Origin of the sequence: Stenotrophomonas sp. PS02298 (assembly GCF_029959445.1) — a bacterium.
Taxonomy (GTDB): domain Bacteria; phylum Pseudomonadota; class Gammaproteobacteria; order Xanthomonadales; family Xanthomonadaceae; genus Stenotrophomonas.
Genome location: NZ_JASCOR010000013.1, coordinates 1 through 14,720, shown reverse-complemented (window position 1 = coordinate 14,720; position 14,720 = coordinate 1). Strand labels below are relative to the sequence as shown.

Annotated in this window: 12 protein-coding genes; 5 read left to right on the top strand and 7 right to left on the bottom strand. The window is 65.3% G+C overall.

Translation table 11 applies throughout. The features are described from left to right. Positions 1–82: 82 nt before the first annotated feature. Together creC and creB are read right to left on the bottom strand one after the other, a co-directional pair. Positions 83–1,519, bottom strand: coding sequence for a two-component system sensor histidine kinase CreC (creC, locus tag QMX78_RS03745; protein ID WP_282266671.1), 1,437 nt, complete (start codon positions 1,517–1,519; stop codon positions 83–85). Positions 1,520–1,522: 3 nt separating this feature from the next. Beyond that, positions 1,523–2,224, bottom strand: a complete 702-nt coding sequence (gene creB / locus QMX78_RS03740; protein WP_282266669.1) for a two-component system response regulator CreB — start codon at positions 2,222–2,224, stop codon at positions 1,523–1,525. Between the two features lie 154 nt (positions 2,225–2,378). Here creB and rlmJ point away from each other — a divergent pair, with 154 nt between their 5' ends. From rlmJ to QMX78_RS03720, 4 genes are all read left to right on the top strand, one after another. Then, the gene (gene rlmJ, locus QMX78_RS03735; protein WP_282266667.1) at positions 2,379–3,236 is read left to right on the top strand and encodes a 23S rRNA (adenine(2030)-N(6))-methyltransferase RlmJ; all 858 of its coding nucleotides are present in this window, start codon (positions 2,379–2,381) and stop codon (positions 3,234–3,236) included. A gap of 96 nt (positions 3,237–3,332) precedes the next feature. Beyond that, complete coding sequence (locus QMX78_RS03730; RefSeq protein ID WP_282266665.1) at positions 3,333–3,878, top strand: GNAT family N-acetyltransferase; 546 nt, start codon at positions 3,333–3,335, stop codon at positions 3,876–3,878. Positions 3,879–4,014: 136 nt separating this feature from the next. Further along, entirely contained in the window at positions 4,015–7,602 is a 3,588-nt protein-coding gene (gene mfd / locus QMX78_RS03725) for a transcription-repair coupling factor (RefSeq protein WP_282266660.1), read from the top strand. 98 nt (positions 7,603–7,700) lie between these two features. Then, positions 7,701–8,321, top strand: coding sequence for an HD domain-containing phosphohydrolase (locus QMX78_RS03720; RefSeq protein WP_282266658.1), 621 nt, complete (start codon positions 7,701–7,703; stop codon positions 8,319–8,321). Positions 8,322–8,330: 9 nt separating this feature from the next. Here QMX78_RS03720 and cls read toward each other — a convergent pair whose 3' ends face one another. The 5 genes from cls to ffh all read right to left on the bottom strand — a co-directional run bounded on the left by cls (position 8,331) and on the right by ffh (position 13,704). Beyond that, the gene (gene cls, locus QMX78_RS03715) at positions 8,331–9,827 is read right to left on the bottom strand and encodes a cardiolipin synthase (RefSeq protein ID WP_282266656.1); all 1,497 of its coding nucleotides are present in this window, start codon (positions 9,825–9,827) and stop codon (positions 8,331–8,333) included. A gap of 127 nt (positions 9,828–9,954) precedes the next feature. Beyond that, entirely contained in the window at positions 9,955–10,749 is a 795-nt protein-coding gene (locus tag QMX78_RS03710; protein WP_282266654.1) for an aminotransferase class IV, read from the bottom strand. Continuing rightward, positions 10,746–11,819, bottom strand: a complete 1,074-nt coding sequence (locus tag QMX78_RS03705; RefSeq protein WP_282266652.1) for a nitronate monooxygenase — start codon at positions 11,817–11,819, stop codon at positions 10,746–10,748. The genes QMX78_RS03710 and QMX78_RS03705 overlap by 4 nt, the downstream gene beginning before the upstream one ends. A gap of 32 nt (positions 11,820–11,851) precedes the next feature. Beyond that, positions 11,852–12,286, bottom strand: a complete 435-nt coding sequence (locus tag QMX78_RS03700) for a hypothetical protein (protein WP_282266650.1) — start codon at positions 12,284–12,286, stop codon at positions 11,852–11,854. A 38-nt stretch (positions 12,287–12,324) separates the two neighbouring features. Beyond that, positions 12,325–13,704 (bottom strand): signal recognition particle protein, encoded by a 1,380-nt coding sequence (gene ffh / locus QMX78_RS03695; protein ID WP_282266648.1) that lies wholly within the window; start codon positions 13,702–13,704, stop codon positions 12,325–12,327. A gap of 110 nt (positions 13,705–13,814) precedes the next feature. Here ffh and ccsA point away from each other — a divergent pair, with 110 nt between their 5' ends. After that, a complete protein-coding gene (gene ccsA / locus QMX78_RS03690; protein WP_282266645.1) occupies positions 13,815–14,606 on the top strand; it encodes a cytochrome c biogenesis protein CcsA in 792 nt (263 codons plus the stop codon). Positions 14,607–14,720: the final 114 nt, after the last annotated feature.

The following is a 14,720-nucleotide window of genomic DNA, read 5'->3' as shown; positions in this document are numbered from 1 at the left end:
GTCCCGTCCTCGTGTGGAAACAGGGACAGGTTGAACACCGCTGGTGAGCAGGGTTTGTGCCGAGTTTGAAGCGAATGTGAAGTCAGCCGGCCGGCAGCAGCAGGCGCGCTTCGGCGCCACCTTCAGGATGGTTGCCCAGCTCCGCGACGCCGCCATGCAGGCGCGCCACTTCAGCCACGAATGGCAGGCCCAGGCCGGAACTGCGCTGCCCCGTGCCCGGTCGCGCCAGCGAGTAGAAACGCTCGAACACCCGCTCCTGCGCGTACTCCGGCACACCGGGGCCGTTGTCGCGCACGGCGATGCGCCAGTTCTGCTGCTGCCGCTGCACGCTGAGCACGATGCGACCGCCCGGCGCGGAAAACGCAATCGCGTTGTCCAGCAGGTTGGACAGCGCCTGCCGCAGCAGGAAGGCATCGCCCTGCACCGCTGCGCACTCCGGCAGTTCCACATCCAGTTGGATCTGCCCAGCCTGCAGGCGCGGCGCCGCATCCTCGGCCAGCGCGCGGCAGACCGCGACCAGATCCACCTCGGTGCGCCGCTGCAGCCAACCGTGCTGTTCAACCTCGGCAAGCCGCAGCAACTGGTCGATGGTTTCGGTCAGGCGCCGCTCCTGCTGCACGATGTTGGCGGCGAAACGCTGCCGGTCAGCTTCCGGCAAGGGCTCCTGCAGGAGTTCGGCAGCACCACGTATTGCCGCCAGCGGGCTCTTCATCTCGTGGGTCAGCGACTGCACGTACTGCTCGACATAGGCCTTGCCTTCGAGCTTGCGGCGCATGGTTTCCAGCGCCTGGCCGAGGTCGCCGATCTCGTCGCGGCGCCGCTTCGGCGGCGCCACCAGCTCACCGGCGCTGACGGCCTTGGCATAACGACTCAGCCCGCTGATGCCGCGCGACAGCCACCAGGTCATCAGCAGGCCGATCAGCGCCGACAGTCCGATCAACCAGGCACCGCGCGCGATGATGGCGCGCTGGCTGGCAACGATGAAGGGATCGATGGTGTCGTTGGGCTGCGACAGCGTCAGCACGCCGATCAGGGTGCGTCCGTCAGCCGGGTCGTACATCGGCGCGGCCACGTGCATCACGGTGTTGGTTTCGTCGCCCGGTATCTCCGGACTGGAACGCGCCCCGTACTCACCGCGCAGCGTTCGGTAGACATCATTCCAGCGCGAGTTGTCGCGGCCCACGTCCTGCCCGCGCGAGTCGTAGACCACGATTCCCTGCGCGTTGGTCACCGTCACCCGGTAATCGATGCTGCGCTTGGGGAAACGCCACACCATCGCCTTGGGATCGCGGCGCTGGGCGGTGGCCAGGCGCGCGGCGAAGTCACCCTCGCCGATGTGGCCGGCCTTCAGATCCGGCGCAGCCATCACCGCCAGCACATTGGCGGCGTCCACCAAGGTGGACTCCATCGCCTGGCGCACGCCGGGCTTCACTTCGTTGACGAACACGCGCATCACGAAGAACGCGGCGATGCCGACAATCAGGAAGAACCCCAGGAACAGCTTCAGCCCGATCCGCATCGGTCAGACATCCAGGGCGTAGCCGACGCCACGATGGGTGCGGATCGGCTCGCCTTGCGCGCCGGCCGCACGCAGCTTTGCGCGCAGGGTTTTGACGTGGGTATCGACGGTACGGTCGGTGCTGTCGCTGGCGTGGTCCCAGCCACGCTCCATCAGCTGCGCCCGGCTCAGGATCGCCCCGGGCCGCTGCAGCAGTGCCGCCAGCAAGGCGTATTCGTAGCGGGTCAGGTCCAGCAGCGCCTCGTCGTAACGGATGCGGCGGCCGTCGTGGTCAATTGCGAACCGCCCCAGCTGCTTCCAGCCCCCCTCCTCCGCTGCAACTGGTGCAGCAGGCGCGGTCCGGCGCAGGCGCGCGCGCACCCGGGCCACCATCTCGCGCGGCGAGAACGGCTTAGTCACATAGTCGTCGGCGCCCAGCTCCAGCCCCAATACGCGGTCGAACTCGTCGTTGCGGGCGGTCAGGAAGATCACCGGCACCTGGCTGAAAGTGCGCAGTTCACGGCAGACCTCGAAGCCCCCAAGGTCGGGCAGGCCGACGTCCAGCACCACCACGTCGGCACCATGCTGGCGCAGCAAGGCCAGCGCTTCGCGGCCCAGCGTGCAGTGACTGGCGGCATAGCCTTCGCTGCGCAGCGCATAAAGAAGGGTGTCGGCGATGGCGGCCTCGTCTTCGACGACGAGTACCCGGGCAGGTTGGCTGGACATTGCATCAGCATAGCTGGCCTTGCTGCAGCCGACAGCGATCGGCACGCCTTTGAACCCGTCGGATCGACCCCCAGCACCGCCGCGCACACAGGCGCCCAACCGGCTCCCTCCAATGAAAACGCCCACACCACGCCGCAAGCCGTAAACTTCGCCGATGAATTATCGCCACGCCTTCCACGCCGGTAACCACGCCGACGTCCTCAAGCACATCGTCATGCTGGCGATGATCGACGCGCTCAAGCGCAAAGACTCGCCCTTCTTCGTGCTGGACACGCATGCCGGCCGCGGCCGTTACCTGCTGTCCGCCGAGGAAAGCCGCAAAACCGCCGAGATCGACGAAGGCGTGCTGCGGCTGATGACTACCCCGTCGCTGCCCGAAGTGGTCGAGCACTACCTGCGCGCGGTGCAGGCCGACAACCCGGTCGGCGCCTTGATCTCCTACCCCGGCTCGCCGCTGCTGGCCGCGCGCGCCCTGCGCGAACAGGACCGCATGGCCGCCTGCGAGCTGCAGAAGGATGAGGTCACCGCGCTCAAGGAGCTGTTTGCCCACGATCGCCGGGTACAGGTGCACGCCGGCAACGGCTATGAAGCGATCCGCGCCTTCCTGCCGCCCAAGAGCGGCGCGATCAAGATCGGGCGGGCGCTGGTGCTGATCGATCCGCCGTATGAGGTGCAGGACGCCGAGTACCCGCTGATTATCTCAACCCTACGTGAGATTCTTACCCGGATGCCACAGGCGCAATGCGCAGTCTGGTACCCGATCAAGCAACGACGCACCCTGCAGCCGTTCTTCCGCAAGGCGGCCGCACTGCCGGCCAAGTCCATCCTGGTTGCCGAATTCATGGTGAGGGCCGACGACTCTCCGCTGCGTCTGAATGGTAGCGGGATGCTGTTACTGAACCCGCCATGGCAGTTCGAGCAGGTATTGGCCCCGGCCTTGCCGGTCCTGAAGCAGTATCTGGGTGAAACCGGCACCTCGACCCGGCTGGAGTGGCTGAAGACGCCCGAATGACAGGCGGCGCCGGCAATCTGCAGCCGCTTTGGACCGCGTTCACAGAACGTAGCAGCCGCGGTGACAGAATCAGGCGACTTTGGAGGAAACGTAGTCATGGCCACACGCAACCGCATGCCCCCGTGGCATGAAAATTTCAAGGCTCCCAGCGGCCGTGAGCTGCTGATACGACCCATCCGCCCTGAAGACGGTGCGCCGCTGCAGGGCGCATTTGCCCTGTTCGGGCCGGAAGAAGTGCGCGACAAGTTCCTGCAGTCGGTGGAATCACTGTCGGATGAGACCGCCCAGCGCCTGACCCACCCGAACCCGAAAACCGAGATCGCACTGGTCGCAGCCGAGCCGCTGCCACCCGGCGAAGCGGTTGTTGGCGCGGTCGCGCGTGCTTCCATCATCCCGGGTACCCGCGATGCCGAGTACGCCATCCTGGTCAGCGGCTTCCTTGCCGGTCAGGGTCTGGGCCGGCAGTTGATGCGCAAACTGGTCAAATGGGCGCGCGGCAAATACCTGGATCGCCTGTACGGCGATATCGCCCAGGACAACGAGCCAATGCTGCAGCTGGCCGCGTCACTTGGCTTCAAGCAGGTGCCACACCCTTCCGCCGCCCCCGGACTGGTGCGGATGGTGCTGGAACTGGCCAACTAAGCGCCGGTTCTCCATTCAGCCCACGACAGGCGCCGGCAAGGCGCCTGTCGCGTTATCGGCCCTGCAACGCCCACATCTGCAACTCAGATCAGACCCAAACGGGCGACCGGGACGCATCTGGTAAAATTCGCGGTTCATGTCGCCTATTACCTACCCCATTCCGCCGCTGCCCCGTTCGGGCCAGCTCCGCGCCTGGTGGCGCGCTCCGGCTTCCAGCAGTGCGCTGGCCTGGCATGTCGCCTGCGCCGCGCAGGCGCACGCCAAACCGCTGCTGCTGATCACCCGCGACAACCACAGCGCGCATCAGCTGGCCGCTGACCTGCAGACCCTGCTTGGTGCGAACAGCCCGTTGCCGGTGGTGCCGTTCCCGGATTGGGAAACCCTGCCCTACGACCAGTTCAGCCCGCACCCGGACATCATTTCGCAGCGTCTGGCCGCATTGCACCGCCTGCCGACGCTGAAGCAAGGCATCGTCGTGGTGCCGGTGCAGACCCTGCTGCAGCGGCTGGCGCCATTGAGCTACATCGTCGGCGGCAGCTTCGACCTGAAGGTCGGCCAGCGCCTGGACATGGACGCGGAGAAACGCCGCCTGGAAAGCGCCGGCTACCGCAATGTCGTGCAGGTGATGGACCCGGGTGATTTCGCCGTGCGTGGCGGCCTGCTCGATGTCTATCCAATGGGCGCCGACGCGCCGTTGCGCATCGAGCTGCTGGACGAGGACATCGATTCCATCCGCGAGTTCGACCCGGAATCGCAGCGTTCGCTGGACAAGGTGACGGCAGTGAAGATGCTGCCCGGCCGCGAAGTGCCGATGGATGACGCCAGCCTCAACAAGGTGCTGGCATCGCTGCGCGAACGCTTCGATGTGGATACCCGGCGCAGCCCGCTGTACCAGGACCTGAAGGCAGGTCTGGCACCTTCGGGCATCGAATACATGCTGCCGCTGTTCTTCAACCAGACCGCGACCCTGTTCGACTACCTGCCGGACGGTTTCATGACCGTGCTCGGCAGCGGCGTCAGCGAAGCCTCCGAGGCGTTCTGGCTGCAGACCAACAGCCGTTACGAGCAGCGTCGCCACGATATCGAACGGCCGCTGCTGCCGCCGGACGAGATCTACCAGTCACCGGACAAGCTGCGCGAGCAGTTCAACAAACTGCCGCGCGTGGAAGTCTGCGCGGCCGATCATCCGCGCGCCGCCGAGGCGCAGCCGCTGGGTGACCAGCCACTGCCGCCGTTGCCGGTCGCCGCCAAGGATGCGCCGGCGGGGCAGGCACTGAAGTCTTTCATCGAGCACTACCCGGGCCGGGTGCTGATCGCGGCGGATTCGCCGGGACGGCGTGAGGCATTGTTGGAAGTGCTGCAGGCTGCTGAATTGCGGCCTGAGGTTGTGGGCAGCTTCAACGACTTTCTTCCTTCCCCCATCGGGGGAAGGTGGCCCGAAGGGTCGGATGGGGGTAAGGCTGCTAGCCAAAGCCAGACAGCTGGTGGGCTTGCGCCCCCTACCCTCTCCCCAACCCCTCTCCCGAAGGGAGAGGGGCTCAAGTTCGCCATTACCGTTGCACCGCTGGATGACGGCTTTGCGCTCAGCGAACCGGCCTTGGCGGTGCTTACCGAGCGCCAGCTGTTCCCCGAGCGCGCCGGCCAGGCGCGGCGTACGCGGCGTGCCGGGCGCGAGCCCGAGTCCATCATCCGTGACCTTGGCGAGCTGACCGAAGGCGCGCCCATCGTCCATGAAGATCATGGTGTGGGCCGCTACCGCGGATTGATCGCGATGGATGTCGGCGGCATGCCCGGCGAATTCCTGGAGATCGAATACGCCAAGGGCGACCGCCTGTATGTACCGGTCGCGCAACTGCACCTGATCAGCCGCTACTCCGGCGCGTCGCCGGAAACCGCGCCGCTGCATTCGCTCGGTGGCGAGCAGTGGGCCAAGGCCAAGCGCAAGGCTGCGGAGAAAGTCCGCGACGTTGCCGCCGAGCTGCTGGAAATCCAGGCCCGTCGCCGCGCCCGTGCGGGCCTGGCACTGGATATCGACCGTTCGATGTACGAGCCGTTCGCGGCAGGCTTCCCGTTCGAGGAAACCCCCGACCAGCAGGCGGCCATCGAGGCCACCCTGCGTGACCTGCAATCCAGCCAGCCGATGGACCGCGTGGTCTGCGGTGACGTCGGCTTCGGCAAAACCGAGGTCGCGGTACGTGCTGCGTTCGCCGCGGCAAGCGGCGGCAAGCAGGTTGCAGTACTGGTGCCGACCACGCTGCTGGCCGAACAGCACTATCGCAACTTCCGCGACCGTTTCGCCGATTACCCGCTGCGCGTGGAAGTGCTGTCGCGCTTCAAGACCAGCAAGGAGATCAAGGCCGAACTCGACAAGGTCGCCGAAGGCACCATCGATGTGATCATCGGAACGCACCGCCTGCTGCAGCCGGACGTGAAGTTCAAGGACCTGGGCCTGGTCATCGTCGATGAAGAACAGCGCTTTGGCGTGCGCCAGAAGGAAGCCCTGAAGGCGATGCGCGCCAACGTGCACCTGCTGACCCTGACCGCGACGCCTATCCCGCGTACCTTGAACATGGCCATGGCCGGCCTGCGCGACCTGTCGATCATCGCCACCCCGCCGCCGAACCGCCTGGCGGTGAAGACCTTCGTCACCGCATGGGACAACGCGCAGCTGCGCGAAGCCTTCCAGCGCGAGTTGTCGCGTGGCGGCCAGCTGTACTTCCTGCACAACGATGTGGAAAGCATGGGGCGGATGCAGCGCGAGCTGTCCGAACTGGTACCCGAAGCACGCATCGGCATGGCCCACGGGCAGATGCCCGAGCGCGAGCTGGAACGGGTGATGCTGGATTTCCAGAAGCAGCGCTTCAATGTGCTGCTGGCCAGTACCATCATCGAGTCAGGCATCGACATCCCCAACGCCAACACCATCATCATCAACCGCGCCGACCGCTTTGGCCTTGCGCAGTTGCATCAGCTGCGTGGCCGCGTTGGTCGCTCGCATCATCGTGCGTATGCCTACCTGCTGGTGCCGGACAAACGTTCGATCACGCCAGACGCACAGAAGCGCCTGGATGCCATCGCCTCGATGGACGAACTGGGCGCCGGTTTCACACTGGCCACCCACGATCTTGAGATCCGAGGTGCCGGTGAGCTGCTCGGCGAGGATCAGAGCGGGCAGATGGCCGAGATCGGCTTCAGCCTCTACACCGAGCTACTGGAGCGCGCGGTGCGTTCGATCAAGTCGGGCAAGCTGCCGGACCTGGATGCGGGCGAGGAAGCGCGCGGTGCCGATGTGGAGCTGCATGTACCGGCTTTGATTCCGGAAGACTACCTGCCAGATGTGCATACCCGCCTGACCTTGTACAAGCGCATCAGCTCGGCGCGCGACAACGAGCGCCTGCGCGAACTGCAGGTGGAAATGATCGATCGCTTCGGCCTGCTGCCGGATCCGGTCAAGCATCTGTTCGCCATCGCCGAGCTCAAGCTGCAGGCCAACGAACTGGGCATCCGCAAACTGGAACTGGGCGAGAACGGTGGCCGCATCGTCTTCGACAGCAAGCCCAACATCGATCCGATGGTGGTGATCCAGCTGATCCAGAAGCAACCCAAGCTCTACCAGATGGATGGCCCGGACAAGCTGCGCATCAAGCATCCTCTGCCGGAAAGCGCCGACCGCTTCAATGCCGCACGCGCGTTGTTGACCACGTTGCATCCCGGCCGCGCCTGAAAAAGCCAGCTGTCAACATTGCGTGAAGATGAAAGGGCGTCGAAAATGACGCCCCCTCTCTTACCCTCGCAGCCGCCACCCCACGCGGCTCCGTCATCATGTTGACCATCACCACGCCCGTGGGCCTGTCGCATCCACCGGATGACAGCTACTGCGCCATCGATGTACTGGCTGCCGCGCTGGACCAGCGCGACAGCTATACCGACCACCACTGCGATCGCGTTTCGCAACTTGCCCGGGCCATGGGTCGCCGCTGCGATCTGTCCGAAGAGCGCATCGGCCATCTCGTGCTGGCCGCACGCTTCCATGATGTTGGCAAGATCGGCATCCGTGATGAGGTCCTGTTGCACCCCGGCAAACTCGACGACGACAAGATTTCGGTGATGCGCACCCATCCGGAGCGCGGCGCACGTCTGTTCGCCAGCACCGGCCGCAGTGATGCCAAAGCCGTTGCCACGCTGATCCGCCATCACCATGAAGCCTGGGATGGCAGCGGTTACCCGCACGGCCTGCAGGGCGAAGACATTCCGTTGGAATCACGCATCCTGACCATCGTCGATGGCTTCGACGCACTGACCTCGCAGCGCCCCTACCGTGGCCCGATGCCGATACAGCGGGCCATCGAGATCCTGGCCAACGACCGCGGGCGCTTGATCGACCGGCGCCTGTTCGGCGAATTCATGGGCCTGCTGCGCGGTGATGGTGCACCCGCTGTCTGAGCCATCGCGTCACAACACCGGCGACATCATCGCCACGGCGTTCTGCAGCAAGCGGATTGGCAGCGGCCACGCCATGACCTGCGACAACAGCACCGGCTCGGATACCGACAGATAGCCTTCCTGTCGCCGCACGATGCTGGCGGTGACCGTACTGTCGGCGATCAGCAGGTTGTTCTCGAAGTTCAATTCCAGACTGCGGCGGTCCATGTTGGCCGAGCCGACCAGGGCAATCTCGCCGTCGATGGTCAGCGACTTTGCGTGCAGCAGGCCGAGTGGGTACTCGTAGACCTCCACGCCACACTGCAGCAGATCGGCATAGGTGCTGCGACTGCTTTTCCCAACCAGCCAGGAGTCATTGTGCATGGGCAGGATCAGCCGCGTGCGTACCCCGCGCCGGGGCGCCGCACAGATCGCACGCAGCAGCGCTTCGTCCGGCACGAAATATGGCGTACTGATCACCAGTTCGCGCTGCGCCGCATAGACACAGGCTGCAAACATATCGGTCATCACGTTGTGACGGGTAACCGGGCCGGTTTCAAACGCCAGCGCCACGCACCCATCGGCAAAGGGCTGCGCCATGTCGGCCGCGTATCCATCCAGACCCTGCTCACCGCTTTCCGGAATCCAACCGCTCAGGAACAAGCGCTGCGTCTGCGCCACCACCGGACCTTCGCAACGCAGCAGCAGGTCAATCCACGGTGCAAAACGCGGCTTGACCCGGAATTCCGGATCCGCGCAATTCTGGCTACCGCAGTAGGCAATGCGGTTGTCGATGACCACGATCTTGCGGTGATCACGCAGGTCCATGCGACTGAACGCCATGTGCTGCAGACGATTGAGATCGTCCAGAGTCCGTAGCAACTTGACCCCGGCTTGCGTCAGCTGCGTCCAACGCGGGCCGCCGATGAAGCCGCGCGAACCCAGCGCATCCAGCATCACCCTGCACGCCACGCCACGACCTGCCGCGGCGGCAACAGCGTCGGCAACACGACCGCCAGCTTCGTCATCCAGCCAGATATAGAAGGCAATGTGCACACTCTGCTGCGCCTGCTCGATATCGTGCACCAGGGCGTTGATGGCAGCCCTGCAATCGTCCATGGGTGTTGTCGGATGGCTGCCGTTGGCGCCGAGCAGAACGATGCGGTTGCCGCGTAGAGGCTGTGCGCCGTTGATCGATGTCGCCAAGGCAAACAACGATGATGCTGCCGCAGGCAGCGATGCCAGCTCGACGTCATTGTGGGCCGCGTCATTCAAGTCCGCGAGCATCCGCGCTGTCTGCCGCAGCCGACGCAGACGCGCCCAGCCAACATTGGTTTCACCGAGCAATAGGTAAGCCAGCATGCCAATCACCGGTGCCAGCATGATCACCAGTACCCAGGCTGCGCGGGATGCAGGAGTCCGGTTGGCGCGGGTAAGCGCCCTTGCTGCGATCACCAGGTGCAGCACCAACAGCAACATGCTCATCAGCCAATGCAGGGTCGCATGCGGGTCACTCAGGTCCAACATCGTGCGATCTCCCGCCAGTAGTACGATCGAGTGCAGCCGACGCAACGCGAACGACATGAAATGCACACGGTGCACAGCTGATCAAGCCACGCCAACCCGTGGCCTGCACGCACAGCTCCTTCCCGCGTTACAGCGCCAGCCAAGGCGCTTGCGCCAACGCGGCCTGCAGGTGGGCCAGCAACACATCGGACTGCCCCATACGCTGTTCACCAATGGCTGCCAATGGCCAGATACCGGAGGCATTGAATGCCACCGCGCCACTGAACCGGGCCAATGACGGCAAGTGCACTTCAACCTGGGTCTGCGCCTGACCAAGCGCGGCCACGCCGTCCATCAGCAGACGCTCGGTGCTGCCACGCAGCGCCGAGGCCTGTGGCCAGCACACCTGCGCGCCGTCCCAGAACGCCAGGTTCCAGGTCGTGCCTTCGCTGATGCGGCCTTGCACATCGATAAACAAGGCGTCATCGAATCCGCGTTGCAAGGCTTGCCTGCGCAGGTGGAACAGCGGGAACGTCCCCACGTGCTTGATATGCGCCAACTCGCGTTGATACGGCAGCGGCAGCACTGAACGTGCAAGCGCTGGAATCGATGCCGGCGCGGCGATGGCGATCAATACATCCACCGGCACCGCACGCAGCGGCTGGCGGAAATCGAACTGACGCGAAAACACCGTGATCCTTACCGATGCATCCGCCGCGTCGAGCTGCTGCAATGCCTGCCGCAGCCATGCCACCAGCTGCGTGCCATCCAGCTCAACATCGAACAGCTCACGCGTGCCCTGTTGCAGCCGCTGCATATGCAGCGCCCAGCCCTGCACCGCGCCAGCGCGCACCTGCAACGAGGTGAAGTGTCCGTAATTGACCAGCGCCGCGCTCAACGCACCGGCATCGGCCAATTGCCCGTTGCAGAACAGCACCGTCACGGCAGCGCCTGCGCCTGTGCCCACATCCCACGCAGGATCTGCACCGCCGGTGCGCGCCTGGCCATCCATGCCGACTGCCCTGCCCACGCCTGCATCGCATCGAGCTGGTTGGTGGCACTGGCCTGCTTGCGCATGCCGGCAGTCAGTCCGCGCTGCACCGGATAGGGACGAGGTGCTGGCGCGTCGGCCGCCTCGGCAGCTCGCACATAGGCGGTATCGAGGGCGCGTCCAAGTCGGCCACTGAAGGCCCGCGTCGCACGCGTGGCTTCGGGCTCGGCAACGGCCAACGCCTGCTTCCACGCCGCGGGAATATCGGATTCATCGGCAGCCAGGAATGCCGTGCCCACCTGCACCGCGCTGGCACCCAACATCAGGGCCGCCGCGACACCACGACCATCGGCAATGCCACCAGCGGCGATCACCGGCACGCTCAGGTGATCGACCAGACGCGGCAGCAAGGCGAACAGACCGACCATCTGCCGTTCGGCGAGTGCTGGGTCAAACGCACCACGATGGCCGCCCGCCTCCATGCCCTGCGCAACCACCGCATCAGCACCAGCGGCCTGCGCCTGCAGTGCTTCACTCAAGGTGGTCGCGCAGGCAAACCAGGCAATGCCGGCAGCCTGCAATCGTGCCACCTGTGCGGCGGAAAACACCCCCATGATGGTTGATGCCACCGCCGGCCGGGCGGCAACCAGCGCATCGAACTGGGCGTCAAAATCGGCAGGACCGGCATCACCGGCTTCCGCCGCGACCTGCGGCCCCCATTGCGCAAGAAACTCACGCGTCGCCGTTTCGGCGGCAGGGTCCCGCCGCGGAGCCGCATCCGGCACCCACACGTTCACCTGCGCCGGCCCCTGCGACTGCTGGCCGAATGCCTGCATCCACTGGCTGATCTGTTCCGGCGTGGACAGTACCGCGCCCATCGCGCCCATGCTGCCGGCATTGGCAAGCGCTGCAGACAGCGGTACCGGGCAGGCGCCGGCCATCGGCGCCAGCAGGATGGGAAGTTCAAGACCGAAGCGCTGGCAGAACGCTTCGGTCCGGGCTGAGATGAGGGCGTTGTGCATGGCGGTGATCATACCGCCGATGCCCGCGCTACTCAGCGCAGCGAAAGTGCGTAGGAACGCACCAGCTGGCTGTCCATCTCTTCGTTGAAGGTGAAGTTCACATACTGCGCATCATCGGCAGCGAAATCCACGTCCACCCGCGAGCGGCCGATTTCAGCGCCGGACTCGTCCAGTGCACGTGCCAGGAATGCACCCTTGTAAGGCTTGGTTGCCACCACATAGACCGACGCATCCTTGGAGCCCATGCCGCGGCTCTTGCCCAAGGTCACGGTCATGCCGTTGCTGACCACTTCCGGCGCGACGTCGAGCTTGAGCGACATGCGCTTGTCGACGCCCTCACCCAGGCCGGCAACGAAATCGGTGGCGGTGCCGCTGATCGCGCTGCCCGCCTTCTGCGACAGCGAGCGGTCCTCGCCACATGCGCCCAGCGCCAGCACCGCCAAAACCAGATACATCCTGTTCTTCATGCACCACTCCCTGTTCAACCGGTTGGAATCAAACGTTATCAACGGAACGGCAGGCCGCCCTTGCCACCCATGGCGCCGAGCATGCCCTTCATGTTGCGCATCATGCCCTTCATGCCGCCACCGGCCAGCTTGCCCATCATCTTTTCCATCTGCATGTACTGCTTCATCAGCTTGTTGACGTCGGCCGGCTGGGTGCCGGAGCCACGCGCGATGCGGGCACGGCGCGAGCCATTGAGCAGGCCCGGGTTGCGGCGCTCCTTCTTGGTCATCGAGCCGATGATGGCGATCATGCGCGGCACTTCCTTGCTCTGGCTGACCTGCGCCTTGAGGTGCTCGGGGATCTGGCCCAGGCCTGGCAACTTGTCCATCAGGCCGCCGATGCCGCCCATGTTCTGCATCTGCTCCAGCTGGTCGCGCATGTCGTTCAGATCGAACTTCTTGCCCTTGGCGACTTTCTCGGCCAGCTTCTGTGCCTTGTCCTTGTCGACCTGCTGCTCGACCTGCTCCACCAGCGACAGCACGTCGCCCATGTCGAGGATGCGGCTGGCCACACGTTCCGGATGGAACACATCCAGGCCGTCGACCTTTTCACCGGTACCGGTGAACTTGATCGGCTTGCCGGTGATGTAGCGCACGCTCAGCGCGGCGCCGCCACGGGCGTCACCGTCGGTCTTGGTCAGCACCACGCCGGTCAACGGCAGCGCTTCGCCGAAGGCCTTGGCAGTGTTGGCCGCGTCCTGGCCGGTCATGGCATCGACCACGAACAGGGTTTCGGCCGGGTTGACCGCGGCGTGCAGGGCCTTGATCTCGGCCATCATCGCTTCGTCGATGGCCAGGCGGCCGGCGGTATCGACCAGCAGCACGTCGGCGAACGACTTGCGCGCGTCATCGATGGCAGCGCGAACGATGTCGACCGGCTTCTGGTCGGGCGCGGACGGGAAGAACAGCACGCCGACCTGTTCGGCCAGGGTCTTCAACTGCTCGATGGCGGCCGGACGATAAACGTCGGCGGAAACCACCATCACCTTCTTCTTGCGCTTTTCCTTCAGGTGCTTGGCCAGCTTGCCGACCGTGGTGGTCTTGCCGGCACCCTGCAGGCCCGCCATCAGGATGATGGCCGGCGCAGGCACGTTGAGGTTCAGGTCGGTGGCCTGGGCGCCCATGACGGCGGTCAGCTCGTCGCGCACGACCTTGATCAGGGCCTGGCCCGGGGTAAGCGACTTGAGAACCTCCTGGCCAACCGCGCGAACCTTGATCTTCTCGATCAGGGCCTGCACCACCGGCAGGGCCACATCGGCCTCCAGCAGGGCGATGCGCACCTCGCGGGTGGCCTCGCGGATGTTTTCTTCAGTCAGGCGGCCGCGCCCACGCAGGCGCTCGATGGTGCCGGAAAGGCGCTGGGTCAGTGACTCGAACATGCGACGGAACCTGCGGAAATCGTGGAAACAGAGACAGTCAGTATAACGGCCAGCCGCCGCCACCGCCGGTTCAGATCGCCAGCGACGGGCCTGTATGCGAAACTGCAGCGATGACAATCGTTCTCATCGCCGCCGCACTCTATCTGGTGTCCACCGCCCTGCTGGTACGCGGGCTGGCCGGCGAACGCAGTCCGCCCCCACGCAGCTGGCTGCTGCCGACCATCGCCGCCGTGCTGCTGCACGCCGGTTACCACCTGATGGTGGCGATGAAGACCGCTGGCGGGCCGGACATGCACTTCTTCGCGGCGCTGTCGCTGGTGGGCCTGGGCATGGCGGCACTGACCGCCGTGGTTGGCGCACGCGGACGCATGTCGGCGCTGGGCGTGGTGGTGTTCCCGATGGCGGCGATCCTGCTGCTGGCCTACCACGGCTACGGCCACGAACCGAGCAAGCTGCTGGGCTGGCGCCTGGCAACCCATGCCTGGCTCGCACTGCTGGCCTACGCCACGCTGAGCGTGGCCGCGCTGTTGGCGATCATGCTGTGGCTGCAGGAGCGGGCCCTGCGTCGCCGCGACTTCCGCCCCTGGTTGCGCGCCCTGCCGCCGCTGGCTGACCTGGAAACCCTGCTGTTCCGCACGATCACGGTCGGCTTCTGCCTGCTGACCCTGACCCTGCTGACCGGCGTGCTGTTCGTCGACAACCTGCTGGAGCAGAAGCTGGTGCACAAGACGGTGCTCAGCGTGCTGTCGTGGATCGTCTTCGGCACCTTGCTGATCGGCCGCCGCCGCTACGGCTGGCGTGGCAGCAAGGCCGTGCACTGGACCCTGACCGCGATGGCGCTGCTGCTGCTGGCGTTCTTCGGCAGCCGCTTCGTGATCGAGCTGGTGCTGGGTCGCGGCTGAGCCATTCCCTGGCAATGGGCATTGCGTTGCGCCCCGGTAGTGCCGAGCCATGCTCGGCAAGGGCCTTTCCAGCAATACATCAGCCCACCGCCATCTTGTAGGAGCGGCGTAAGC

What these genes read in the sequence shown, in the direction of transcription:
- QMX78_RS03730 (WP_282266665.1), top strand. Translation starts at nt 3,333, where the DNA reads ATGGCCACACGCAACCGCATGCCCCCGTGGCATGAAAATTTCAAGGCT.
- rlmJ (WP_282266667.1), top strand. Translation starts at nt 2,379, where the DNA reads ATGAATTATCGCCACGCCTTCCACGCCGGTAACCACGCCGACGTCCTC.
- mfd (WP_282266660.1), top strand. Translation starts at nt 4,015, where the DNA reads ATGTCGCCTATTACCTACCCCATTCCGCCGCTGCCCCGTTCGGGCCAG.
- ccsA (WP_282266645.1), top strand. Translation starts at nt 13,815, where the DNA reads ATGACAATCGTTCTCATCGCCGCCGCACTCTATCTGGTGTCCACCGCC.
- ffh (WP_282266648.1), bottom strand. Translation starts at nt 13,704, where the DNA reads ATGTTCGAGTCACTGACCCAGCGCCTTTCCGGCACCATCGAGCGCCTG.
- creB (WP_282266669.1), bottom strand. Translation starts at nt 2,224, where the DNA reads ATGTCCAGCCAACCTGCCCGGGTACTCGTCGTCGAAGACGAGGCCGCC.
- QMX78_RS03720 (WP_282266658.1), top strand. Translation starts at nt 7,701, where the DNA reads ATGTTGACCATCACCACGCCCGTGGGCCTGTCGCATCCACCGGATGAC.
- QMX78_RS03700 (WP_282266650.1), bottom strand. Translation starts at nt 12,286, where the DNA reads ATGAAGAACAGGATGTATCTGGTTTTGGCGGTGCTGGCGCTGGGCGCA.
- creC (WP_282266671.1), bottom strand. Translation starts at nt 1,519, where the DNA reads ATGCGGATCGGGCTGAAGCTGTTCCTGGGGTTCTTCCTGATTGTCGGC.
- QMX78_RS03705 (WP_282266652.1), bottom strand. Translation starts at nt 11,819, where the DNA reads ATGCACAACGCCCTCATCTCAGCCCGGACCGAAGCGTTCTGCCAGCGC.
- cls (WP_282266656.1), bottom strand. Translation starts at nt 9,827, where the DNA reads ATGTTGGACCTGAGTGACCCGCATGCGACCCTGCATTGGCTGATGAGC.